The sequence below is a fragment of the Rhodococcus sp. BL-253-APC-6A1W genome (genome assembly GCF_012843405.1).
GTDB lineage: Bacteria > Actinomycetota > Actinomycetes > Mycobacteriales > Mycobacteriaceae > Rhodococcus.
Map to the genome: position 1 here is coordinate 102,079 of NZ_JABAFB010000011.1, position 21,086 is coordinate 123,164.

General features: G+C 68.6%; 22 protein-coding genes. 11 read left to right on the plus strand and 11 right to left on the minus strand.

The genetic code is table 11. The features are described from left to right. Positions 1-6: 6 nt before the first annotated feature. Both HF877_RS17495 and HF877_RS17500 read right to left on the minus strand, forming a co-directional pair. On the minus strand, positions 7-477 hold the full coding sequence (locus HF877_RS17495) for a thioesterase family protein (RefSeq protein ID WP_296551499.1): 471 nt from the start codon (positions 475-477) through the stop codon (positions 7-9). Continuing rightward, on the minus strand, positions 437-1,624 hold the full coding sequence (locus HF877_RS17500) for a benzoate/H(+) symporter BenE family transporter (protein ID WP_169622523.1): 1,188 nt from the start codon (positions 1,622-1,624) through the stop codon (positions 437-439). The genes HF877_RS17495 and HF877_RS17500 overlap by 41 nt, the downstream gene beginning before the upstream one ends. 122 nt (positions 1,625-1,746) lie before the next feature. On the opposite strand from HF877_RS17500, the gene HF877_RS17505 reads away from it, so the two are divergent. Continuing rightward, positions 1,747-2,583 carry a sulfurtransferase gene (locus HF877_RS17505; protein WP_169622466.1) on the plus strand — a complete coding sequence of 279 codons (837 nt, stop codon included), beginning with the start codon at positions 1,747-1,749 and terminating at the stop codon, positions 2,581-2,583. Between the two features lie 77 nt (positions 2,584-2,660). Further along, on the plus strand, positions 2,661-3,509 hold the full coding sequence (locus tag HF877_RS17510) for a DUF5995 family protein (RefSeq protein ID WP_169622467.1): 849 nt from the start codon (positions 2,661-2,663) through the stop codon (positions 3,507-3,509). Positions 3,510-3,552: 43 nt separating this feature from the next. Here the strand turns inward: HF877_RS17510 and HF877_RS17515 are convergent, their stop codons facing one another. Further along, positions 3,553-4,371 carry a shikimate 5-dehydrogenase gene (locus tag HF877_RS17515; protein WP_169622468.1) on the minus strand — a complete coding sequence of 273 codons (819 nt, stop codon included), beginning with the start codon at positions 4,369-4,371 and terminating at the stop codon, positions 3,553-3,555. A 90-nt stretch (positions 4,372-4,461) separates the two neighbouring features. On the opposite strand from HF877_RS17515, the gene HF877_RS17520 reads away from it, so the two are divergent. Beyond that, the gene (locus HF877_RS17520; RefSeq protein ID WP_169622469.1) at positions 4,462-5,244 is read left to right on the plus strand and encodes an enoyl-CoA hydratase/isomerase family protein; all 783 of its coding nucleotides are present in this window, start codon (positions 4,462-4,464) and stop codon (positions 5,242-5,244) included. A gap of 53 nt (positions 5,245-5,297) precedes the next feature. Here HF877_RS17520 and HF877_RS17525 read toward each other — a convergent pair whose 3' ends face one another. Next, the gene (locus tag HF877_RS17525; RefSeq protein ID WP_169622524.1) at positions 5,298-5,975 is read right to left on the minus strand and encodes an HNH endonuclease family protein; all 678 of its coding nucleotides are present in this window, start codon (positions 5,973-5,975) and stop codon (positions 5,298-5,300) included. 72 nt (positions 5,976-6,047) lie between these two features. Further along, the gene (gene map / locus HF877_RS17530) at positions 6,048-6,821 is read right to left on the minus strand and encodes a type I methionyl aminopeptidase (RefSeq protein WP_169622470.1); all 774 of its coding nucleotides are present in this window, start codon (positions 6,819-6,821) and stop codon (positions 6,048-6,050) included. Positions 6,822-6,940: 119 nt separating this feature from the next. On the opposite strand from map, the gene HF877_RS17535 reads away from it, so the two are divergent. Further along, the gene (locus HF877_RS17535) at positions 6,941-7,207 is read left to right on the plus strand and encodes a helix-turn-helix domain-containing protein (protein ID WP_169622471.1); all 267 of its coding nucleotides are present in this window, start codon (positions 6,941-6,943) and stop codon (positions 7,205-7,207) included. Here HF877_RS17535 and HF877_RS17540 read toward each other — a convergent pair. Then, complete coding sequence (locus HF877_RS17540) at positions 7,204-7,542, minus strand: hypothetical protein (protein WP_169622472.1); 339 nt, start codon at positions 7,540-7,542, stop codon at positions 7,204-7,206. The two genes, HF877_RS17535 and HF877_RS17540, sit on opposite strands and share 4 nt — an antisense overlap. 131 nt (positions 7,543-7,673) lie before the next feature. On the opposite strand from HF877_RS17540, the gene HF877_RS17545 reads away from it, so the two are divergent. Further along, positions 7,674-10,487 (plus strand): DEAD/DEAH box helicase, encoded by a 2,814-nt coding sequence (locus HF877_RS17545; RefSeq protein WP_206037293.1) that lies wholly within the window; start codon positions 7,674-7,676, stop codon positions 10,485-10,487. Next, positions 10,487-11,209, plus strand: a complete 723-nt coding sequence (locus HF877_RS17550) for an SWIM zinc finger family protein (RefSeq protein WP_169622473.1) — start codon at positions 10,487-10,489, stop codon at positions 11,207-11,209. The genes HF877_RS17545 and HF877_RS17550 overlap by 1 nt, the downstream gene beginning before the upstream one ends. A 28-nt stretch (positions 11,210-11,237) precedes the next feature. Here the strand turns inward: HF877_RS17550 and HF877_RS17555 are convergent, their stop codons facing one another. Genes HF877_RS17555 through HF877_RS17565 form a run of 3 tightly spaced genes read right to left on the minus strand, consistent with a single transcriptional unit; the run spans position 11,238 to position 13,677 of the window. Continuing rightward, positions 11,238-12,629: a DUF6297 family protein gene (locus tag HF877_RS17555; protein ID WP_169622474.1), complete on the minus strand. Its 1,392-nt coding sequence runs from the start codon at positions 12,627-12,629 to the stop codon at positions 11,238-11,240. Beyond that, positions 12,620-13,288: an ABC transporter ATP-binding protein gene (locus HF877_RS17560; protein ID WP_169622475.1), complete on the minus strand. Its 669-nt coding sequence runs from the start codon at positions 13,286-13,288 to the stop codon at positions 12,620-12,622. Before HF877_RS17560 ends, HF877_RS17555 begins: the two co-directional genes overlap by 10 nt. 53 nt (positions 13,289-13,341) lie before the next feature. Then, complete coding sequence (locus tag HF877_RS17565) at positions 13,342-13,677, minus strand: DUF6412 domain-containing protein (RefSeq protein ID WP_169622389.1); 336 nt, start codon at positions 13,675-13,677, stop codon at positions 13,342-13,344. Between the two features lie 133 nt (positions 13,678-13,810). Here HF877_RS17565 and HF877_RS17570 point away from each other — a divergent pair, with 133 nt between their 5' ends. The 5 genes from HF877_RS17570 to HF877_RS17590 are packed head-to-tail and all read left to right on the plus strand — an operon-like array spanning position 13,811 to position 19,248. After that, a complete protein-coding gene (locus tag HF877_RS17570; protein WP_169622476.1) occupies positions 13,811-15,343 on the plus strand; it encodes a CoA-acylating methylmalonate-semialdehyde dehydrogenase in 1,533 nt (510 codons plus the stop codon). A gap of 11 nt (positions 15,344-15,354) precedes the next feature. Further along, complete coding sequence (locus HF877_RS17575; RefSeq protein ID WP_169622477.1) at positions 15,355-16,509, plus strand: isobutyryl-CoA dehydrogenase; 1,155 nt, start codon at positions 15,355-15,357, stop codon at positions 16,507-16,509. Then, positions 16,506-17,570: an enoyl-CoA hydratase/isomerase family protein gene (locus tag HF877_RS17580; RefSeq protein WP_169622478.1), complete on the plus strand. Its 1,065-nt coding sequence runs from the start codon at positions 16,506-16,508 to the stop codon at positions 17,568-17,570. Before HF877_RS17575 ends, HF877_RS17580 begins: the two co-directional genes overlap by 4 nt. Continuing rightward, positions 17,567-18,475 carry a 3-hydroxyisobutyrate dehydrogenase gene (mmsB, locus tag HF877_RS17585; protein WP_169622479.1) on the plus strand — a complete coding sequence of 303 codons (909 nt, stop codon included), beginning with the start codon at positions 17,567-17,569 and terminating at the stop codon, positions 18,473-18,475. Before HF877_RS17580 ends, mmsB begins: the two co-directional genes overlap by 4 nt. Next, on the plus strand, positions 18,472-19,248 hold the full coding sequence (locus tag HF877_RS17590) for an enoyl-CoA hydratase (RefSeq protein ID WP_169622480.1): 777 nt from the start codon (positions 18,472-18,474) through the stop codon (positions 19,246-19,248). The genes mmsB and HF877_RS17590 overlap by 4 nt, the downstream gene beginning before the upstream one ends. A gap of 79 nt (positions 19,249-19,327) precedes the next feature. Here HF877_RS17590 and HF877_RS17595 read toward each other — a convergent pair whose 3' ends face one another. Further along, positions 19,328-19,855 carry a MarR family transcriptional regulator gene (locus HF877_RS17595; RefSeq protein WP_169622481.1) on the minus strand — a complete coding sequence of 176 codons (528 nt, stop codon included), beginning with the start codon at positions 19,853-19,855 and terminating at the stop codon, positions 19,328-19,330. A 74-nt stretch (positions 19,856-19,929) separates the two neighbouring features. Next, positions 19,930-21,078 (minus strand): sulfotransferase, encoded by a 1,149-nt coding sequence (locus HF877_RS17600; protein ID WP_169622482.1) that lies wholly within the window; start codon positions 21,076-21,078, stop codon positions 19,930-19,932. Between the last annotated feature and the right edge of the window lie 8 nt (positions 21,079-21,086).

The window sequence follows — 21,086 nt, forward strand, 5'->3', positions numbered from 1 at the left end:
GTGACCCTACGTGGCGGTCGAGGTGACCAGTTGCATGACCGCTTTGCGGATCTGTTCGGGAATCGGCACCGGCCGCCGCGTCTGCATGTCGATGTACACGTGCACGAAACGGCCGGTCGCGGCGGGCTGCAACGAGCCTTCCGACTCGCGGAAGATGGCGAGCGAATAGGTGACCGACTGCGTACCGAGGCGCTCCACCGCGAGACCGACCTGGAGCCGGTCGGGGAACGACAGCTCGGCGAGGTAGCGGCACGAGGTCTCCGCAACCACACCGATCGCGTCGAGTTCCCGGATGTCGACTCCGGTCGTGGCCATGAGCCAGCCGTTCACCGCGGAGTCGAAGTACGAGTAGTAGGTGACGTTGTTGACGTGGCCGTAGTGGTCGTTGTCGGCCCACCGTGTCTGCATGGGCCACAGCACCGGGAAGTGCTCCGGATCAGGTTGTGCGGCGGGTCTCGTCGGCTGACTGTTGCTCACTCCTCGACGATAGTGCTCCCCGGACGGCAAGTCCGATCAACAGCGCCCAGAATGCAGAACCGACGCCGAATATCGACAATCCGGATGCCGCGACCAGGAATGTGACGACCGCGGCCTCGCGATCGTGCAGGTCGCGGAGGGCGGCGGACAGTGCGCCGCCGAGGGTGGCCAGCAGCGCCAGCCCCGCCACGGTTTCGACGACTCCCGCGGGTGCGAGCGCCACCAGCGCGGCAAGGCCGGCCGAGCACAGCGCGAGCACCAGGTACGACCAGCCCGCGGACCACGCGGCCACCCAGCGGCGCTGCGGGTCGGGATCCGCGTCGGGTGCGGCGGCGAGTGCGGCACTGATGGCTGCCAGGTTGACGGCGTGGCCACCCGCGGGAGCACCGATCACCGTGCCGAGGCCGGTCACCGTCATCACCGCGCGCCACGGCGTCCGGTACCCGAACGAGTTCAGCACCGCGGTGCCGGGAATGTTCTGCGAGGCCATCGTCACGATGTAGAGCGGCAGGGCGATTCCCAGCAGTGCCTGCCACGTCCAGGCCGGTGCCGTGAAGTCGAGACGGGGAGCGAGGTCGGTGGGCGCGACGGCGGTCCCGGTACGGACGAGGTGCACGACGATCACCACCGTCGCCGCTGCGAACGCGCCCGGCACCGCCCATCGGGGCCGCACGCGTTGCAGGATCAGCCAGACCAGCGCTACCGGTGCGATGACCGCGGGGGAGTCGGCCAGTGCGGTGACCGGCGCCAGGCACAGCGGGACGAGGATGCCCGCGAGCATCGCCTGCGCGAGGGACGTGGGAATGGACGAGATCAGTCGTCCGAGCGTCGGCCAGAGTCCGGTCAGCACGACCGCCACGCCGACGACGACGAACGCGCCCACCGCCGCGGGCCAGCCTCCCACCACGACACCGGTACCCGCGAGCAGTGCCGCGCCGGGCGTCGACCACGCCAGCGTGATCGGAGTGCGATACCGGCGCGACAGCCAGAGGATGCCGGCACCCTGGGTCAGGCACAGTGCGGCCAGGCCCGAGGCGGCCTCTGCAGGGGAGGCGCCGACCGCGCGCAGGCCGGTGAGCACGACGGCGAACGAACTGGTGAAACCGACGAGTGCGGTCACGATTCCCGCTGTGACGGGCCGCGATATCGGTGACGTGCCGCCGGTCGGCGTCGCTGCGGCGTTCGGCGGGGATTCGGTCACGGAGCGGCATTCTGCCGGATCGCGCGTGGGTGATGCGGAGCGCTCGTGTTCCGTGCCAGGATCGAGACATGCCCGACACCAACGTGCTCATCTCGGCGTCCGACCTGGCGCACCTGATCGACATCGGGAAGCCTCCGGTGCTGCTCGATGTGAGGTGGGCACTCGGGGACTCCCACGGCATCGACCGGTACCACCGGGGGCACATCCCCGGAGCGGTCTACGTCGACCTCGATTCGGAGCTGGCGGATCCGCCCTCCCTGGAACGCGGCCGCCATCCGCTCCCCGATATCGGTCGCCTGCAGGACGCGGCACGACGCTGGGGCATCTCCGACGGTGATCCGGTGGTCGCCTACGACGCGTCCGGAGGACTCGCGGCCGCTCGCGCGTGGTGGTTGCTTCGCTGGGCGGGGCTCACGGACGTCCGTCTGCTCGACGGTGGGTTGTCGGCGTGGACCGCGGGCGGCCACGAGGTGGCCGCGGGTCCCGGGGAACGCCCTCATCCGGGGACGGTGTCGTTGAGTCCGGGGCACCTGCCGACTGTCGGCCCGGACGAAGTCGCGCGTTTCCCTTCGCACGGAGTTCTGCTCGACGCGCGGTCGTCGGCCCGGTTCCGTGGCGACGAAGAACCCGTCGATCGCCGGGCGGGACACGTTCCGGGCGCGGTCAGTGCGCCCACCACGGAGAATCTTCGCGACGACGGGTCGTTCCGCCCGCCGGATCAGCTCGCGGCGCGTTTCGAAAGGCTCGGTGTCACCGGCGGCGACGTCGCCGTCTACTGCGGTTCGGGCATCAACGCGGCCCACGAGATCGCGGCACTGGCGATCGTCGGGATCGACGCGGCCCTGTATCCGGGTTCGTGGTCGCAGTGGGCGGCCGATCCTCGGCGGCCCGTGGCGACCGGCTAGGTCCCGGCCGCAGGGGGGCGGCACGACGGATCCGCACGCACGTTCCATTGTTCCAACTTCTGTGTAAATTCGGAACAATGACGCATTTCGTACGGAGAAGTCTTGCCTTGTCCCTGAGTGCGGCAGCCGTCGCGGCTGCGGTCGCCGGAGCGCCGGCCGTGTCGGCAGCGCCCGCGGCACCCGCGCCGTCGGCCTGTGTGTCCACGGTCCCCACCGCCGACATCGCTGCGCTCACGGACCCCGCCGGGATCGAGACCTTCGACGACGCCAGGTCCCGTATCGCCGCGTTGCGGGAGGTGCTCACTCGTAGCGACGACTACCGCGGCACCTTCGTCCTCGCATTCGACGAGATTCTCGCGCTCACGGAGCCGACTCTGGACTCCGGCATCTACGACGACCCGGCGTGGGCGAATGCGCTGGCGGTCGAGGTGGTGCGGCTGTATCTGGCGAATCTGCACGAGCACGTCACCGGCGGTACCCCGGCGGCGCATTGGGCGGAGGCACTCGCCGAGACCGAGCGGTGTGACCGCAGCCCGGGCCGCGTCCTGGTCGGCGCCGTCGTCGCGCACCTGGTGATCGATTTCCCCGAGGCGCTCGTGACCATCGGATCCACGCCCGAGCACACCCGGGACTTCTACACCTTCGGTGGTGCCCTTGTCGATGCCGCGCCCGTCATCGCCGACGAGTTCGAGGTCACCTACGGCACCGATCTGCGTCCGTTCTTCACCGGGTGGTTCGTCGGTGATCTGCTGGGCGAGACGGAGACGACCACCTTCATGTTCCAGTCGGCGCGAACAGGGGCGTGGGTCAACAACTTCGGACTCCAGAACCCCGACACCCACGACCTCACCCGGCTCGAGATGAACGTGGCCTTCGACGCGGCGAACGTCGTGCTCGACGGGCTCGAAGCAGCCGGCACCATCTGAGCGACCGCCCCCGGCCACGGCCGCCGAGGGTGGGCGGTGGTGGTCAGGACCGTGAGTACTCGGACGCGCGCCTCACCTGATCCGGTGTCGGTGTGACACCCGTATAGAGGGCGAACTGCAGCGCCGCCTGGAGGGCGATCACCTCGTCGCCGGTGATCACCGGGATCCCCTGCTCGCGGGCGAACCGGACGAGGGGCGTCTCGGGCGGCACCGCGACCACGTCGAAGACGACGGTGGCAGCGGCGACGACCTCCTCCGGGACGGGGAGACGGTCGGCTTCCGGCGCACCGGCCATGCCGACCGGCGTGGCGTTGACGAGCAGGCCCGGCGGTGTCGCGGAGGCGTCCGCACGCCAGTCGTATCCGTACTTGCGGGCGAGAGGGCGGCCGGTGCGTTCGTTGCGCGCCACCACGACGCCCTCGGCGAAACCGCTGTGCCGCAGCGCCGCCGTGACCGCTTTCGCCATACCGCCGCTGCCGGTGATCGTCACCGGCAGTGAGGAATCCACGGCGTGGGCCGCCAGAAGATCGGTCACCGCTTGGTAGTCGGTGTTGTAGGCATGGAGGATGCCGTCGTCGTTGACGATCGTGTTGACCGACTCGATCGCGCGTGCGGAATCGTGCAGGACGTCGACGAGCGGCAGGACCGCTTCCTTGAACGGCATCGATACCCCCGCGCCGCGGATACCGAGTCCTCGGATCCCGGCGACCGCGTCCTCGATATTCGTGGGCGCGAACGCCTTGTAGACGAAATCGAGTCCGAGTTCGTCGTACAGGTAGTTGTGGAATCTGGTTCCGATGTTGCTGGGGCGGCCCGACAGGGAGATGCACAGGCGGGTGTCCTTGGTGATGCGCGAGAGCATCCCTCCACCGTAGTGGTGGTGTTCGGCGCCGCTACGACAACCACATGAACACGCCATTCTCTTTTGGCGAGAATCGTATATGCTGCGGCCATGGGAGACGACCTCGGTGCCGGTGGGTTGAGATTCGAGCGGGAAGGCGCGATCGGCTGGTGCATCATCGACCGTCCCGCGGCCCGGAACGCGTTCACCCCCGCGATGTACTACGGCCTCAAACGGGCGGTTCGGCTGGTCAACAGCGACCCCGACCTCGCGGCCCTGATCATCACGGGCGTCGACGACGTCTTCGCGCCCGGCGGTGACCTCGGCGGCCGGTCCGAACCCGGCGACGATCTGCCCGAAGGGCTCGCCGGCAACGATGTGGTGCCGTTCCTGACCATCCGGGACAGCCGCGCGCCGGTGATCTCGGCGGTCAACGGCATCTGCCAGGCCGGGGGACTGCTCGTCGCGATGATGTCGGACATCGCCGTGGCGAGCGAACGGGCCACCTTCCGCGTCCCCGAACTGCTGCGCGGCATCCCCGACGCGACGTTCGCGGCGGCGCTGCCCGCCCACGTCGGAATCGCGGCGGCGCGGGACCTGCTCCTGTCCGCGCGTCGCTTCGACGCCGCGGAGGCACTGCGGCTCGGTGTGATCTCACGCGTCGTGCCGCACGACCAACTGCGAGAGGCCGCGCTGACCGCGGCACGCGAGGTGCTGCAGACCGCGCCGCTCGCGCGCGCCCAGGTCAAACGCATGCTCAACGAGCGGTACGGGCAGTTCGACTATCAGACGATGTTCGGGTCGCTCGAGACGTCCCCCGAACCGCGAGAAGGCATGCGCGCCTTCATGGAAAAGCGTGACCCCGAATGGATTCCGCAGAATCTCCCCGTATGACCCGAGCGGTGCCCTCCCGGCGTCGTCGCTGCGGCCGGCGGAACATGTCGCTGTCACGGGTCGGGGCACGACCCGGCGGCGTCCGCCAACGCGCGATGGTCGCCGGATGTGATCGGTAGTCCGTATCGCACTGCGACAGTGAGGTATCGGCCTGCGAACCAACACCGATATCGCGCGGCCGGTGGCATCCAGTGCGCGGGGGTGTGGTCGCTCTTGTCCTCGTTGGCCGGTCCGTCCACCGCGACGAGGTTGTACGCGATGTCGTTGGCGAACTGTCGCCGCAGATCGGCCGGCCACCGTGCCGCGCCGAAATCCCATGCGGCCGCCAGCGGGTAGATGTGGTCGACGTGGACGGCGCGCGCCTCGGAACGGCGAAAATCCACGCGCGCACCGGTGTACGGATCGTGGAGAGTTCCCGAGACGACGACGCACGCGTCGGTGCCCGGACGGAACGCCGGTTCACGGAGGTCGCGTGCGAGCACGTTGTTCCGCGTGTCGCACCCGTCGTGACCGCCCTCACCGGCGTGGTCATCCGACCACGCCGGGCCGAACACGCATCCTTCGCCCGGCCCGCAGCCGCGCTCGTATCCGCTTTCCCGCGGCCGGTCCGGCCACACGGTCACCTGCCCGAGCAGTGCCGCCAGTTGCTCTCGCGGCGGGCTACCGGGCACCGGGTCGTCGGCCGGATCGGAGACGCTCCGGAACCAGGACGTCCCGATAGCCGCCACCACGACCCATATCCACCACTTCGTTGCGCGTCCCCCCGGCACCACGGCATGGTGACAGCGCGCACCGACAGGGGGCTACCGGTCGGCCGGTGCGGTGAGAACCTGTGGACCGTCGTCGGTGATCGCCACGGTGTGTTCGCTGTGCGCGGTGCGGGAGCCGTCGGCGGAACGGATGGTCCAGCCGTCCGGGTCGAAGACGATCTCGTCCGTGGTCGGTGTCCACCACGGTTCGAGTGCCAGGGTGAGGCCCGGGCGCAGCACGAGGCCGCGTCCGGCGCGGCCGGTGTTGGAGACGTGCGGGTCTTCGTGCATGGTGCGGCCGAGGCCGTGGCCACCGAACTGGGTGTTGACGGGATAGCCGTATTCGGCGGCAACCGCGCCGATGGCGGCCGAGATGTCGCCGAGCCGGTTGCCCGGCTGCGCGGCGGCGATACCCGCCGCGAGTGCGCGTTCGGTGGACTCGATGAGGCGGTGATCCTCGGGCCTCTCGGTTCCGACGACGACGGTGCGTGCGGAATCGGCGACCCATCCGTCGATCGAGACGGCGATGTCCATGCTGAGCACGTCCCCGTCCTGCAGCACGTAGTCGTGCGGCAGTCCGTGCAGCACCGCGTCGTTGACCGACAGGCAGATGACGTTGCGGAACGGACCACTCCCGAACGACGGCGCGTAATCCCAGTAACACGACACGGCTCCGCGCTCGGCGATCAGATCACGCGCCCGGTGCTCGAGGTCGAGGAGGTTGACACCAGGTGCGGCTCGCTGCGCGAGGTCGTCCAGGAGGCCGGCGATGAACGCGCCGGTGGTGCGCATCGCGTCGATCTCCCGCGGGGTTTTCAGTTCGAGCACTGCACGTGTCCTTCCGGAAGGGCTTGTCAATCTTGGTATAAAAATACCAGACCCGGACCGTTGCTCGGTATTTTCATACCGGACCCGTCGTCCGACGCGACTCCGATACGCTGGCATCCATGGTGCGTCTCCCGCTGTCACCGCAACAACTCGCCGCCGGTAAACGGCTCGGCGGGCTCCTCCGTGAGGCACGACGCGACCGCACGCTCGCCGACGTCGCCGCATCCGCGGGGATCTCTCCGGAAACGCTGCGGAAGATCGAGACCGGCAGGCTGGCGACGCCGGGGTTCGTGACCGTCGCCGCACTGGCACGCGCACTCGCGCTCCCACTCGACGACCTGGCGCGGGTCTGCCTCGACGCCGAGGAATTCGAGGATGCCGGCTAGATCGAGCGCCGGTCGCCGCCCGACGCGGGGAAACGCGCGGCGCTGATCGATCCCACGGTGGCCCCGTCGTGTCCCACGATCCACGACCCGCCCGCCTCCGAGCACTCCGCGATCTTGTCGAACACATTGAGAAGGAAGAAGATCGCCTCCTGCGACGACGCCGTGGTCGCGAGCCGGTGCGACTCGCCGGTCCTGGTGCCGTCCAGCCACACCCCGCAACGTCCGTCGAGGCGAAGCGTGGTCACGTGATCCCAATCGACGAACCCGTACTTCACCTGTTCCCACGGCGTGCGAGTGCTGGGCGTCTGTTCGAGAACCTGCACCAGAATGGACATCGCGGCTCCTCGGGGGTTCGGATGTGTACCGACCAGTGTGCTCCACGTGTTCGGTGCCCGACCGGCAGTTGCGGTGCGAAAGCGAGAACCCTGCCATGAGCCGCCCGGGCGCGGCTGGCACCATGGAGGGCATGTTGCACGGGCTGTGGTCACCGGGATCAGGCCTGATGCTGTGGCGAGATCCCGCGGTCGACGCCGACGACGAGGCATTGCCGTCGGCGCTGCGGCGATGGATCGACCGGCCGTTCCGGCACCGCGTGGAATTGACGCTCCCGGGTGACGCCGCGCCGCGAGTCGTTCCCGCCGTGGCTGTGGCGCCACCCGACGCCGCCGCACTCCTCCTCGATCTCCCGCGACGCCCGAGTGGCGTCGCGGGTGACCTGCGGTACCTCGCGCACGTGGCTCGCGGCATCGAACGCTGGGCGCAGGCAGGTCGCGTGGCCCCCGAACTCGTCCGCGCCGAAAAGCAGTGGTGGGCGCGATGGCAACTGCTCGGCGGGGAGAAGAATCGCGCGTGGTCTGCCGAACTCGCCGCCGCGATGCCTCCCGTGCAGCGTCAGCTCGGTCGCCCGTCGGCATTACTCGACAACATGTGCGAGGAGCTGACGGACCCGATCGTCCGCGCCCTGCACGGCTCGTCGACGTCGCTGCATCCGCTGGTCGCGGCGCTCGCGGAGGGCCGTCCGCACCCCCGTGGCACCCAGCGAATGGCGGACGCGCTCGACGAATGGCGCGCCAGCCTCGCCGGGTACGAACCCGACCTCGTGCTGCGTCTGGCCGAACCCGAGGACACCGATGACGACACCGACATCGGTGTGGCCGCGTTGTGGCGGCTGGAAGTCTGCCTGCGCTCGGAGGGGCAGGCGCCCGTGCCGGTGACCGTCGACGGCACCGATCCGCATCTTCTGCAGATCGCGATCCGCAAGCTCGGCGCCGCGATCACCGCCTACCCGAGGCTTCAGGACGTGCCGCGCGACGTCGATACCCTCGACCTGCTGCTGCCCACCCCGGTCGTGATCGACCTCGTCGAACACGGCGCGCGTGCGTTGCAGGCGGCGGGCGTCGCCCTTCTGCTGCCGCGGGCCTGGGCGACGGTCGATCCGTCGTTGCGGCTGCAGGTCGACTCGCCGGTCGCGCCCGTGAGCGCCGACGACAGCGTCGTGGGGATGAGCGCGATCGTGTCGTACGAGTGGCAACTCGCGGTCGGCGACATGCTGCTCACCCGCACCGAGATGGAGGAACTGGTCGCCGCGAACAGCGACCTGGTCAAGCTGCGTGGCAAGTGGGTGCGGGCCGACGCCGAGGCACTCGCGCAGGCCGCGCGCTACGTCACGGCGCATTCCGAACGCGACGCCACGCTGGGATCGCTGTTCGCACAGTTCACCGGGGAGGACGCCCCACCGGTCGAGGTCACCGACATCGCCGCGTCCGGCTGGGTCGAGACGTTGCTCGACGGCCAGGCTCAGCCCGAGGAGATCGCACCGCCGGCCGGACTGGTGGCAGAACTGCGCCCGTACCAGCAGCGCGGTCTCGAGTGGCTCGCGTTCATGAGCCGGCTGGGACTCGGCGCGGTCCTCGCCGACGACATGGGGCTCGGCAAGACCGTGCAGGTGCTCGCCCTGCTCGCGCACGAACGCGAGGCCGGAACCGCGGGCGCTCCGACACTGCTCGTGTGCCCGATGTCGGTGGTGGGCAACTGGCAGCGCGAGGCCGAGCGATTCGTCCCGGACCTGCGTGTCTACGTTCACCACGGTGCACAGCGACTGCGGGGAGAAGCCCTCGCGGCGGCTGTGGCCGGCGCCGAATTGGTCGTGACCACCTACGCAATCGCCGCCCGCGATGTCGCGCAGCTTGCCGAACTGCCTTTGCGCCGTGTCGTTCTCGACGAGGCTCAGCACGTGAAGAATACGGCGACCGCGCAGTCCCGGGCCACCCGCGCCATCCCGGCGGCGCATCGCATCGCTCTCACCGGCACCCCCGTGGAGAATCGCCTCGAAGAACTCCGCTCGATTCTCGATTTCGCGAACCCGAGGTTGCTCGGCAGCGCCGCCTCGTTCCGCGCGAGATTCGCGGTACCCATCGAACGCGACCACGACCCGGTGGCGGCCGCGCGACTACGCGCGCTGTCTGCGCCGTTCGTGTTGCGGCGCGTCAAGACGGACCCCGACGTGATCTCCGATCTTCCCGAGAAGTTCGAGCAAACGGTCCGGGCCAATCTCACGGCCGAGCAGGCTGCTCTCTACCGCGCGGTGGTCGACGACATGATGCGCAAGATTCGCGACAAGGAAGGCATGGCGCGCAAGGGCGCCGTCCTCGCGGCGCTGACCAGACTCAAGCAGGTGTGCAACCATCCGGCGCACTACCTCGGTGACGGGTCGCCCGTGCTGCGCCGCGGCCGGCACCGCTCCGGCAAACTCGGACTGGTCGAGGACATCGTGGAATCGGTGCTGGCCGAAGGCGAGAAAGTCCTGCTGTTCACGCAGTTCCGCGAGTTCGGTGAACTCGTGGCACCGTACCTCGCCGAACGGTTCGCGACGACGGTGCCGTTCCTGCACGGGGGTGTGACCAAGTCGAAGCGCGACGACATGGTCGCCCGGTTCCAAGGGGACGACGGTCCGCCGATCATGTTGCTCTCCCTCAAGGCGGGCGGCACCGGGCTGAACCTGACGGCCGCCAATCACGTCGTGCATCTGGACCGGTGGTGGAACCCGGCGGTGGAGAACCAGGCCACCGACCGCGCATTTCGCATCGGCCAGCAGCGGAACGTGCAGGTGCGCAAACTCGTGTGCGTCGGCACCGTGGAGGAACGAATCGACGAAATGCTCACCGGGAAGCAGGAACTGGCCGATCTCGCGATCGGGGTGGGAGAGAACTGGATCACCGAGCTGTCCACCGACCAGTTGCAGTCCCTGCTGTCCCTCGGCGATGAAGCGGTGGGTGACTGATGGCGCTCGGCAACAGGGTCGAGACCCGCACCAAACGCGGTGCGATCGGCCGTAGCTGGTGGTCGAAGGAACTGATCTCGACCATGGAACAGGTGGCCGACAAGGCCCGGCTGACGCGGGGTCGCGCGTACGCGCGTTCCGGTCAGGTGGTCTCGATGCGCATCGAGCCCGGTGCAGCGGTAGGAGAGGTCCAGGGCAGTCAGTTGCGCCCGTTCACCTCGACGGTGACCGTGCGCCGGCTCGACGACGACGCGATCGACGAACTGATCCGGGAGGTCCGGGCTTCCCCGGGCATGCTGGCGCGACTGGCCGGAGGAGTGCTCCCCGAAGAGCTGGGTTCCCTCCTGCTTCCGCGGCGCGCGGGGGAGTTGGACTTCGATTGCACCTGCCCCGACGACGGCTGGCCCTGTAAGCACGCCGCGGCGGTCGCGTACCTGCTTGCCGAACACGTCGACGAGAAGCCGCTGGACGTACTCACCCTGCGCGGAGTGGATCTGACGACGCTGATCGGCGGTGTCGACGCCGCCGTCGCCACCGACACCGCTGACTTCTACGGCGAAGACACCGAACTCCCCGATCTGCCCACGGAACGGTTCCGGCCCGCGATCGAAGACCTCGACCCGATGCTGCTGCGCCGCGCGTTGCGGGCGGGGGGCACCGACGAAGCCGTCGTCATCCGTGCGATGACCGACCTCGAGGACCTGTACCGCAGATTGCGCTGAAGACGGTACCGGGATCGTCGGCGCGTACTCAAAGAATCAGTGCCAGAAGAAGTCCCGCAGCGACAAGACCGTCCGGCCCACGCATCCACTGCCGGATCAGGTCGACGGGTACCTGGCCGACGGCGGTCTCCAGCACGAGTCCGTCGTATGCGGTGGCGGGGCGGGTCCGCAGCCGGTAGACCGCGACGCAGGCTCCCGCAGCGACGATCGCGGACACGGACGGCGACCACCCCGTCGCCGGCGCCGTCACCGCCGTCACCGCAGCGGCGGCGCACGCCGGAACCACCATCAGCGGCCGGTACAGGGCACGATCGGCAGCGCCGAGCATCGCTCGCAGGTCCGGCTTGCTCGCCAGGTCGCGTAATCCGGTGCTGAACACCAGAGTCGCGGCGTACACGGCCGACAGTTGCACCCAGCCCGCCACGACCGGCTGTGTCGTCGTGCCCAGCGCCCAGGCAGCGCAGACGGCGACGGCGGTCGCCGCGAACGGTGACGGACGGCGCAGGTTCCGGAGCAGGTCGGCGCGGACGAGTGCGCGAGTCCGGCCGGGCGGCAACGCCCGTGAGCGCCGGGCGGCGACACGTTTCCAGGCGGCTGCGTCGTGGACGCCGACGACGAGCGTCGGGTCCAGGCCGACCAGGGAGGTCCGGGCTGCCACGGCGATCGCGGCGCGTTCGTTCAACTCCGCAGCCGTGATGCGGCCGCAGCGGAGAAGGGCGGCGCAACACATCGCCAGGGCGGGCAGCGCGGCGACCATCACCGGAAGCCACGTCACGAGCACCGGCACGACTGTTCCTATCGCGCACACCGCCGCGACTGCTCCTCCCAGTGCGGCGGTGAGGATCTGCACCGCCGGCAGCGTGCGAGTCGGCAGGACCCGCGCTTGGACGAGGAGCGCGAGGGCGGCGATGCCGAGCCCGATCACCGCCCCGCACGCGGTCAGGGGTAGCCACTGCTCGACCGTTCCGGCGAACGCAGCCAGCCGTCCACCGGCTGCCCCCGCGCCCGCTCCGGCGGCGAACACCGTCACGACGCCGGGACGGAGCATCGACGCCCGGTCGACCGGGGTGGACAACAACCAGAACGCGCGTTGGGCGCTCGCGGTCAGTGGTCCGAGCGCGCGTGCGACCGCGATGCCCGCGACGAGCACGGCTGCGCCCACCACCCAGGCCCAGCCCGGGTTCCAGGACGCTGCATCCCAGTTACGACCGGCCGTGGTGTGGAGCGACCCGATCAGGGAGGTCGGCGGACGAGTGGCACACCACCACGCGAGCCCCGAAGCGACATAGGCACCCAGCGCCGACAGCACCACGATGCCGGCCCGGTCGGTACGGGGCGCGTGAACACGGCCGAACCCCCGCCTTGCTCTCCGAAGCGCACGGGCACCGGCAATCGCCGGAGCCCGTTCGGTCAGCGCCACGAGTCGGCGTCCACGGTGTCGTCGGCGACGGCTGCCACCAGGTCCGGATCGTGCGAGGCAAGGACGACCGCGCAACCGCGAGCCTTCTCGTCGGCGATCCGCCCGGCGAGCCATGCCCGTCCGGCGGGATCGAGATGGTGTTCGGGTTCGTCGAGCACGAGCAACCGCCGAGGACGGACGAAGGCCGATGCCAGCGCCAACCGGTGGCGCTGACCGCTGGACAACGTGACCGGCAGTTGATCGGACGCGTCCGCAAGGCCGACGTCGCACAGCGTTCGGCTCGCCACACCTGCAGGGTCGGGCATTCCGTGCGCGAGGGCGACGAGTTGCAGATGCTCGTGGGCCGTCAGATGCGCGAACGTGGCGACGTCGCCCAGGACGGATGCGACCGCTGCGCGCTGGGCGGGTGAGGATTCGTCGGCCGCGGAACCATCGATCGTGACAGTGCCTCGATCGAGACGGTCGGCGCCCACCAGGCACCGCAGCAGAGTGGATTTCCCGGCGCCGTTCGAGCCGGTGACCGCGCAGCATGTCCCCGCGGCCACGTCGACATCGACGGCGGTGAACACGAGCAGGTCGCCGAACCGGCGTTCCGCGTCGCGGACGGAGAGAACGTGAGTGTCGCGCCGTGCCGAGGCGCGCGGGGATGATCTGGGCACAGGGACTCCCGGTTTTCCTCGTGAAGGGTGTGGTCGCGAGGAAGCAGGGGCCGTCAGGCGAAACGAGACGTCGCGGCCCCTGCACCGGGGCCGGGCGCTCGCGGACGCGGGCGCCCAGGGGTATCGGGACGTGATTGCCGCCGGAACGCGCCGCGCAGCCGTTGTTCCGCCACGGTGGGCCCGCGAGGTGTGCGGGACAGTCCGAACAACAGATCGTCGGTGCGCCGGACGGTGAGTGCGGCGACCACGACGAGGGTGACGAGAACACCGGCCAGTAGCGAGCCGAGCGTGTCGCCCGGGACGGCGGGAGAGAACGCGAGTAGCGAGACCAGCGCCCACAGCAGCAGGAACCCGAGCACATCGGTGCTGTTCCTCCGCGTGCGGGTCATGATGCGGAGCGTAGCGGACGGGGTGTGACCCTGGACATACATGGACTTCCAACTATAGGATGAGCGAAGACTTCGGGTTCTTCACGGCTGCCACGACGCAGCCACCACTATCGAGCAAAGGACGGGTTCGCGCATGAGCATTCGAGAACTGACCCACTTCGTCGGCGGCAAGCACGTCTCCGGCACATCCGGCCGTTTCGCCGACGTCTTCGACCCCAACACCGGCGAAGTCCAGGCGCGTGTTCCGCTCGCCACGCGCGCCGAAGTCGAGAACGTGATCGCCGACGCCGAAATCGCACAGAAGGAATGGGCGGCGTGGAACCCGCAGAAGCGGGCTCGCGTACTGATGCGCTTCCTGCAACTCGCCCAGGACAACATGGACGATCTCGCCCGGCTGCTGTCGAGCGAGCACGGCAAGACGATCCCCGACGCGAAGGGCGACATCCAGCGCGGCCTCGAGGTCGTGGAAGTGGCGCTCGGCGCTCCGCACCTGCTCAAGGGTGAGTTCACCGAATCCGCCGGTACCGGCATCGACGTATACTCGATGCGCCAGCCGCTCGGTGTGGTCGCGGGCATCACCCCGTTCAACTTCCCGGCCATGATTCCGCTGTGGAAAGCCGCTCCGGCGCTCGTGTCCGGCAACGCCTTCGTCCTCAAGCCCTCCGAGCGCGATCCCTCGGTGCCGCTGCGCCTGGCCGAACTCTTCCTCGAAGCCGGACTGCCCGCCGGCGTGTTCAACGTCGTCAACGGCGACAAGGAAGCCGTCGACGTACTGCTCGAGGATCCCCGGGTCAAGGCCCTCGGATTCGTCGGGTCGACCCCGATCGCCCAGTACATCTACGAGACCGCCGCGAAGAACGGCAAGCGCGCCCAGTGCTTCGGCGGCGCGAAGAACCACGCGGTGATCATGCCCGACGCCGACCTCGACCAGGTCGCGGACGCGCTCGTCGGTGCCGCATTCGGCTCGGCCGGCGAGCGCTGCATGGCACTGTCGGTTGCCGTCCCCGTCGGTGAGGAGACCGCCGACCGGCTCGTGGCCAAGCTCCAGGAGCGCATCGCCGAACTGCGTATCGGGACGAGCTTCGACGAGAAGGCCGACTTCGGTCCGCTCGTGACGGCCGCCGCCCGCGACCGCGTCCACAACTACATCGCCCAGGGCGTCGAGGAAGGCGCCGAACTCGTCGTCGACGGCCGCGGTTTCGTGCTCGAGGGCAACGAGGGTGGCTTCTTCTCCGGCGCGACCCTCTTCGACCGGGTCACCACCGACATGTCGATCTACAAGGAAGAGATCTTCGGTCCCGTGCTCACCGTCGTGCGCGCACGCGACTACGAGGAGGCACTGCGTCTGCCGTCCGAGCACGAGTACGGCAACGGCGTCGCGATCTTCACCCGCGACGGCGACACCGCCCGCGACTTCACGACCCGCGTCCAGGTCGGCATGGTGGGCGTGAACGTTCCCATCCCGGTTCCGATCGCGTACTACACCTTCGGCGGCTGGAAGGCGTCGGGCTTCGGCGACCTCAACCAGCACGGTGCGGACGCCTTCCGCTTCTACACCAAGACCAAGACCGTCACGCAGCGCTGGCCGTCCGGTGTCAAGGAAGGCGATATCGAGGGCGCTCACGTCGCGGACACCGATCACTTCGTCATCCCGACGATGAACTAGGCGGTACGCCGATGTTCACCCTCTCCGACGACGACAAGGCGATTCGCGACACCGCCCGCGACTTCGCCTCCGAGTATCTGGCACCCCACGCGGTGGAATGGGACCAGAACAAGCATTTCCCGGTCGACGTGCTCCGCAAAGCCGCAGCGCTCGGCATGGGCGGAATCTACGTCCGCGAGGACGTGGGCGGGTCGGGGCTTCGCCGCCTCGACTCCGTCCGCATCTTCGAGGAACTCGCCACGGGGTGCCCGTCCATCGCCGCGTACATCTCGATCCACAACATGGTGACGTGGATGATCGACAAGTTCGGCGACGACGACCAGCGCCACCGCTGGGTGCCGAAGCTGACCTCGATGGAACATCTCGGGAGCTACTGCCTCACCGAGCCGGGCGCCGGCTCGGACGCCGCCGCGCTCAGCACCAAAGCGGTGCGCGACGGTGACGACTACGTGCTCACCGGAGTCAAGCAGTTCATCTCCGGCGCAGGAACATCCGACGTGTACGTGGTGATGGCCCGCACCGGCGACACCGGTGCGCGCGGCATCTCGGCGTTCATCGTCCCCAAGGACACGCCGGGCCTGTCGTTCGGTGCCAACGAGAAGAAGATGGGCTGGAACGCGCAACCCACCCGCCAGGTCATCCTGGACGGCGTGCGCGTGCCGGCCGCGAATCTCCTCGGCACGGAGGGCGGCGGATTCCGTATCGCCATGCACGGCCTCAACGGCGGCCGCCTCAACATCGCCGCGTGTTCCGTCGGCGGTGGCCAGGCCGCGCTGGACCGGACGGTCGCCTACCTCGCCGAACGCAAGGCGTTCGGTGACCGGTTGCTCGACTCGCAGGCGCTGCAGTTCCGGCTCGCGGACATGCGTACCGAACTCGAAGCGGCACGAACCCTGCTGTGGCGGGCCGCCGACGCCCTCGACACCGGTGCCCCGGATGTCGTGGAACTGTGCGCGATGGCCAAGCGCTTCGCCACCGACGCCGGGTTCGAGGTCGCGAACGATGCGCTGCAACTCCACGGTGGATACGGTTACCTGGCCGAGTACGGGATCGAGAAGATCGTGCGCGATCTGCGCGTGCATCAGATCCTCGAAGGAACAAACGAGATCATGCGGGTGGTCGTCGCGCGCAGCGTGGTGGCCGCGGCGCAGAACGGAGCGCAATGACCGGGCACGAACCCGAGGTCCTCGTCGAGGCGAAGAACGGACTGGGACGCATCACCCTCAACCGACCCAAGGCGATCAACGCGCTCAACCACGACATGGTGCGTGTGATGGCGGAGACGCTCTCGGCGTGGGAATCCGACGACTCGGTCCGCGCCGTTGTCCTTCGTGGCGAGGGGGAGCGAGGACTGTGCGCCGGCGGCGACATCGTGTCGATCTATCACGACGCACGTGACGGCGGCACCGGCTCCCAGGAGTTCTGGCGCGACGAGTACATCCTCAACGCCGCCATCGGCCGTTACGCCAAGCCGTACGTGGCGATCATGGACGGCATCGTGATGGGTGGCGGCGTCGGGGTGTCCGCACACGGCAACGTCCGGATCGTCACCGAACGCTCGACGATCGCGATGCCGGAGACCGGTATCGGGTTCATTCCCGACGTGGGAGGGACCTACCTGCTCTCTCGGACACCCGGCGAGATCGGCACCCACATCGCGCTGACGACGGGCCGGATGAAGGCAGGCGACGCCATCGCGCTCGGCTTCGCGGACCACTACGTGCCATCCGACGCCCTCGACAAGTTCGTCGCAGCACTCGAGACGGGTTCGGTCGACGACGCGCTCGCCGAATACTCCCAGCCGGCACCGGATTCGGCGCTGCTCGCGCAACGCGACTGGATCGACGCCGCATATTCCGCGGACACCGTCGAGGAGATCGTCGAACGCCTGCGCAGCAGTGATGTTCCCGAGGCTCGCACCGCCGCCGAGCAGATCCTCGGAAAATCCCCGGTTGCTCTGAAGGTCACGCTGCGTTCGCTTCGTCACGCACGGCAGCTCGGCAGCCTCGAAGAGGTACTGAACGAGGAATTCCGGGTGTCGTCCGCGTCCCTGACGTCGCACGACCTCGTCGAAGGCATCCGTGCCCAGGTGGTCGACAAGGACCGCACTCCGCACTGGTCGCCCGCGACCCTCGCCGACGTCACCGCTTCCGACGTCGACGCATACTTCCAGCCGCTCGGCGACCTCGAACTCGGGCTCGCCGCTCCGAAGGAGAACGACCGATGAGTGAACTCCCCAACGTCGCCTTCCTCGGTCTCGGCCACATGGGTGGGCCGATGGCCGCGAACCTCGCGAAGGCGGGGTACTCGGTGACCGGGTACGACCCGGTGCCCGCCGCGCAGGAGGAAGCAGCGAAGAACGGCATCACCGTCGTCGGGTCCGCACTCGAAGCCGTCCCCGCCGCCGATGTCGTGATCACCATGCTGCCCAACGGCACGCTCGTCCTCGATCTGTACGACGAAATCCTCGGAGCCGCAAAGCCCGACACGCTCTTCGTCGACAGCTCCACGATCGACGTGGCCGATGCACGCGACGCCGCCGGTCGTGCACAGGCCGCCGGTCATCGTGCGATCGACGCCCCGGTGTCGGGCGGTGTGGCCGGTGCCGCCGCGGGCACGCTGGCCTTCATGGTCGGAGGAACCGAGGAGGACTTCGCAGCCGCGCAGCCGCTCCTCGACGTGATGGGCCGCAAGGTGGTGCACTGCGGCGGGTCGGGCAACGGCCAGGCTGCAAAGATCTGCAACAACATGATTCTCGGCGTCTCGATGATCGCGATCAGTGAGGCGTTCGTGCTCGGCGAGAAACTGGGACTCGAGAATCAGGCGCTGTTCGACGTGGCGTCCAACGCTTCGGGTCAGTGCTGGGCGCTGACGAGCAACTGTCCGGTTCCCGGCCCGGTGCCCACGACCCCGGCCAACAACGACTACCAGCCGGGCTTCGCCGCCGCCCTGATGGACAAGGATCTCGGTCTGGCGTCGAACGCGGTGCGCTCCAACGGGGTCGAGGCCGAACTCGGCCTCCGTGCTGCCGAGCTCTATCATCGGTTCAACACCGGTGGTGGTGGCGGGCTCGATTTCTCCGCCATCATCAACGACATTCGTGACCGCTCGAACGCAGAGGACAGCAAGTGACCGATTTCGAGACCATCCTGCTCGAGCGCAAAGGCCGCGTCGGCGTCATCACGCTCAACCGGCCCAAGGCGCTCAACGCACTCAACAGCCAGTTGATGCGCGAAGTGGTCGCGGCGGTCGAAGAACTCGACGCCGACCGTGAGATCGGGGCGATTCTGCTCACCGGGTCGGAGCGGGCCTTCGCGGCCGGCGCCGACATCAAGGAGATGGCGCCCAAGACCTTCTCCGAGGTGTACGCCGAGGACTTCTTCTCGGAGTGGGACCGGCTGTCGTCCGCTCGCACCCCGATCATCGCGGCCGTGTCGGGTTACGCACTCGGCGGCGGTTGCGAGCTGGCGATGTTGTGCGACTTCATCATTGCCTCCGACACCGCCAAGTTCGGCCAGCCCGAGATCAAGCTCGGTGTCATTCCCGGCATCGGCGGCTCGCAGCGTCTGACGCGCGCGGTGGGCAAGGCCAAGGCGATGGACATGTGCCTGACCGGACGCAACATGGACGCGGAGGAAGCCGAGCGCGCCGGGCTCGTCTCGCGGGTCGTCCCTGCGGACGAACTGCTCGACGTCGCTCTCGACGCTGCCACGACCATCGCGTCGATGTCGCTGCCGGCCGCGATCATGGCGAAGGAGGCGGTGAACCGGTCGTTCGAGACGACCCTCGCCGAGGGGGTGAGATTCGAACGGCGCGTGTTCCATTCGACGTTCGCCACCGCAGACCAGAAGGAAGGCATGGCGGCTTTCGTGGAAAAGCGCACGCCCGATTTCAAGCACGCCTAGATCGCAGCGAGAACGACGACGCCGCCCCTTCCCCGAGGAAGAGGCGGCGTTTTCTTGTGTAGCGGCGGCCGTCCGGTGCTCACCACTTCGAGGGCGTGCCCCCGGTGTCGAAATCTCCTGCGTCGTGACGCATCGTCGCGAGGATGCTCAGCAGCGTGTCGATCTGCTCGGACGGGATCCCGGGACGCGCGAACACTTCGGTGTTGAGTTTTTCCGTGGCCTCTATCGCGAGCGCGCGACCGTGGTCGGTGAGTTCGATGAGCGTTGCGCGCCGGTCGCTCGGGTGCGGGGTGCGTCGCACGAGACTCGCGGCCTCGAGTCGGTCGACCGCGTTGGTCACGCTCGTCGGGTGCACCTGCAGACGCGCACTGGCCTTCGCCATGGGGAGAGCCCCGGCCTTCGTGAAATGCAGCAGCGTCAGCAGTTCGTACCGGGCGAAGGTCAGACCGAACGGTTTGAGGACCTCTTCGACACGGGCCATCATGATCTGCTGCGCACGCATCACCGAGGTCACCGCGGCCATGCCGTCCGCGACTTCGCCCCAGCCGTGGGCCACCCATTGACGGTGGGCTTCGGCGATGGGGTCGAGGGGAAGCGGTGCGGGCATGTGTCCATCATCCCATGCGGGAACGCGCAGGTAGATCGGGCACACCGGGGGCCGCTCGGCTTTGTGCAACAGGCTCAGCGGTACGCATACGAGGGGAATCGCTCGTCGACGTCGCGCACCGACAACCCGAACTCCTCGAGTGTGTACTGATGGGCGGGTTTCCGGGCCCCGTTGCGACTCTCGTCGTGCAGCGATGCCATCGCGCGTTCGGCGCCGGCGGTGAACGGGATGCCGAACCGGTCGTACAGGGCGCCCACGCTGCCCAACGGGTCCGCCACGAAATCCCGGTAGTCGACATCGACGAATCGGGCGGGATCGTGACGGGCGCGTGCCCGGGTGAAGTCGTCGAAACCGCGTGCCCACAGGTCGAGCTGACTGCGGCCGATCGTCTCACCGGTGAAGGCCTCGGACCATCCCTCGGTGGCGTGCGCCGCGAGGCTGCACACGGACGGAATCACCGTCCGGGGGTCGCGGTGTGTCACCACGATCAGTGCGTCCGGGTAGACGGTGAGGAGTTCGTCGAGCGCGAACAGGTGACTCGGATTCTTGAGGACCCAGCGCTTGTCCGCGTCGGGAAGCCCGATGAGCTGGAGGTTCTTGCGGTGCCGGGCGTAGGCGCCGGTCCAGTCCTGCCCGGCGAGCCAGCGCGAGTACGTCGGCAGATTCGCGAGGCATTCGTACGAGATCGACCGGAACGACTGACGGAGCAGCTGCCAGCATTCCTCCACCTCCCCGGCCGACATGTAGTGCACACCCATGAACTCGGGATGCTCCACGTGGTGCTGGGCGAAGCCGGCCTCGATCCCCGCGAATACCGGGTTCTGTTCCCAGGTCTCACGAGGCGGCCGGGGCTGGGGCATCTCGGTGAGCCACATCTCGAGGCCCTGATGCGCCGGGTCGGCCGCCAGGAGGCGGTGCAATGCGGTGGTGCCGGTGCGAGGCAGACCGGTGACGAAGATGGGTCGGGTGACCGGAACGTCCCGGTGCTCGGGATGCTGCGCCCAGGCGGCTTCCGAGAGCAGACGCGCGACCAGCGCACCACGAAGGAACACCCGCGACATCTTGCTGCCGAGCGGGGTGAGTGTTTCATCCCGCGCGTACGACTCGAGCAGTATCTCGAGTGCCTCGAGGTACTCGTCCTCGCCGAAATCCGTCAGGCCCGTCATGCGCGTCGCCGAGGCATGCAGGTCGTCGGTGGTGCCCACGGTGGTGCGTTCGCTCATCTCGTATC

Excerpts from the sequence above, each read along its gene's own strand:
- HF877_RS17540 (WP_169622472.1), bottom strand. The coding sequence starts at position 7,542 with ATGTCCATTCTGGTGCAGGTTCTCGAACAGACGCCCAGCACTCGCACG.
- HF877_RS17600 (WP_169622482.1), bottom strand. The coding sequence starts at position 21,078 with ATGAGCGAACGCACCACCGTGGGCACCACCGACGACCTGCATGCCTCG.
- HF877_RS17535 (WP_169622471.1), top strand. The coding sequence starts at position 6,941 with ATGGTGCGTCTCCCGCTGTCACCGCAACAACTCGCCGCCGGTAAACGG.
- HF877_RS17580 (WP_169622478.1), top strand. The coding sequence starts at position 16,506 with ATGACCGGGCACGAACCCGAGGTCCTCGTCGAGGCGAAGAACGGACTG.
- HF877_RS17510 (WP_169622467.1), top strand. The coding sequence starts at position 2,661 with ATGACGCATTTCGTACGGAGAAGTCTTGCCTTGTCCCTGAGTGCGGCA.
- HF877_RS17550 (WP_169622473.1), top strand. The coding sequence starts at position 10,487 with ATGGCGCTCGGCAACAGGGTCGAGACCCGCACCAAACGCGGTGCGATC.
- HF877_RS17520 (WP_169622469.1), top strand. The coding sequence starts at position 4,462 with ATGGGAGACGACCTCGGTGCCGGTGGGTTGAGATTCGAGCGGGAAGGC.
- HF877_RS17515 (WP_169622468.1), bottom strand. The coding sequence starts at position 4,371 with ATGCTCTCGCGCATCACCAAGGACACCCGCCTGTGCATCTCCCTGTCG.
- mmsB (WP_169622479.1), top strand. The coding sequence starts at position 17,567 with ATGAGTGAACTCCCCAACGTCGCCTTCCTCGGTCTCGGCCACATGGGT.
- HF877_RS17595 (WP_169622481.1), bottom strand. The coding sequence starts at position 19,855 with ATGCCCGCACCGCTTCCCCTCGACCCCATCGCCGAAGCCCACCGTCAA.
- HF877_RS17575 (WP_169622477.1), top strand. The coding sequence starts at position 15,355 with ATGTTCACCCTCTCCGACGACGACAAGGCGATTCGCGACACCGCCCGC.
- HF877_RS17545 (WP_206037293.1), top strand. The coding sequence starts at position 7,674 with ATGTTGCACGGGCTGTGGTCACCGGGATCAGGCCTGATGCTGTGGCGA.
- HF877_RS17565 (WP_169622389.1), bottom strand. The coding sequence starts at position 13,677 with ATGACCCGCACGCGGAGGAACAGCACCGATGTGCTCGGGTTCCTGCTG.
- HF877_RS17505 (WP_169622466.1), top strand. The coding sequence starts at position 1,747 with ATGCCCGACACCAACGTGCTCATCTCGGCGTCCGACCTGGCGCACCTG.
- HF877_RS17570 (WP_169622476.1), top strand. The coding sequence starts at position 13,811 with ATGAGCATTCGAGAACTGACCCACTTCGTCGGCGGCAAGCACGTCTCC.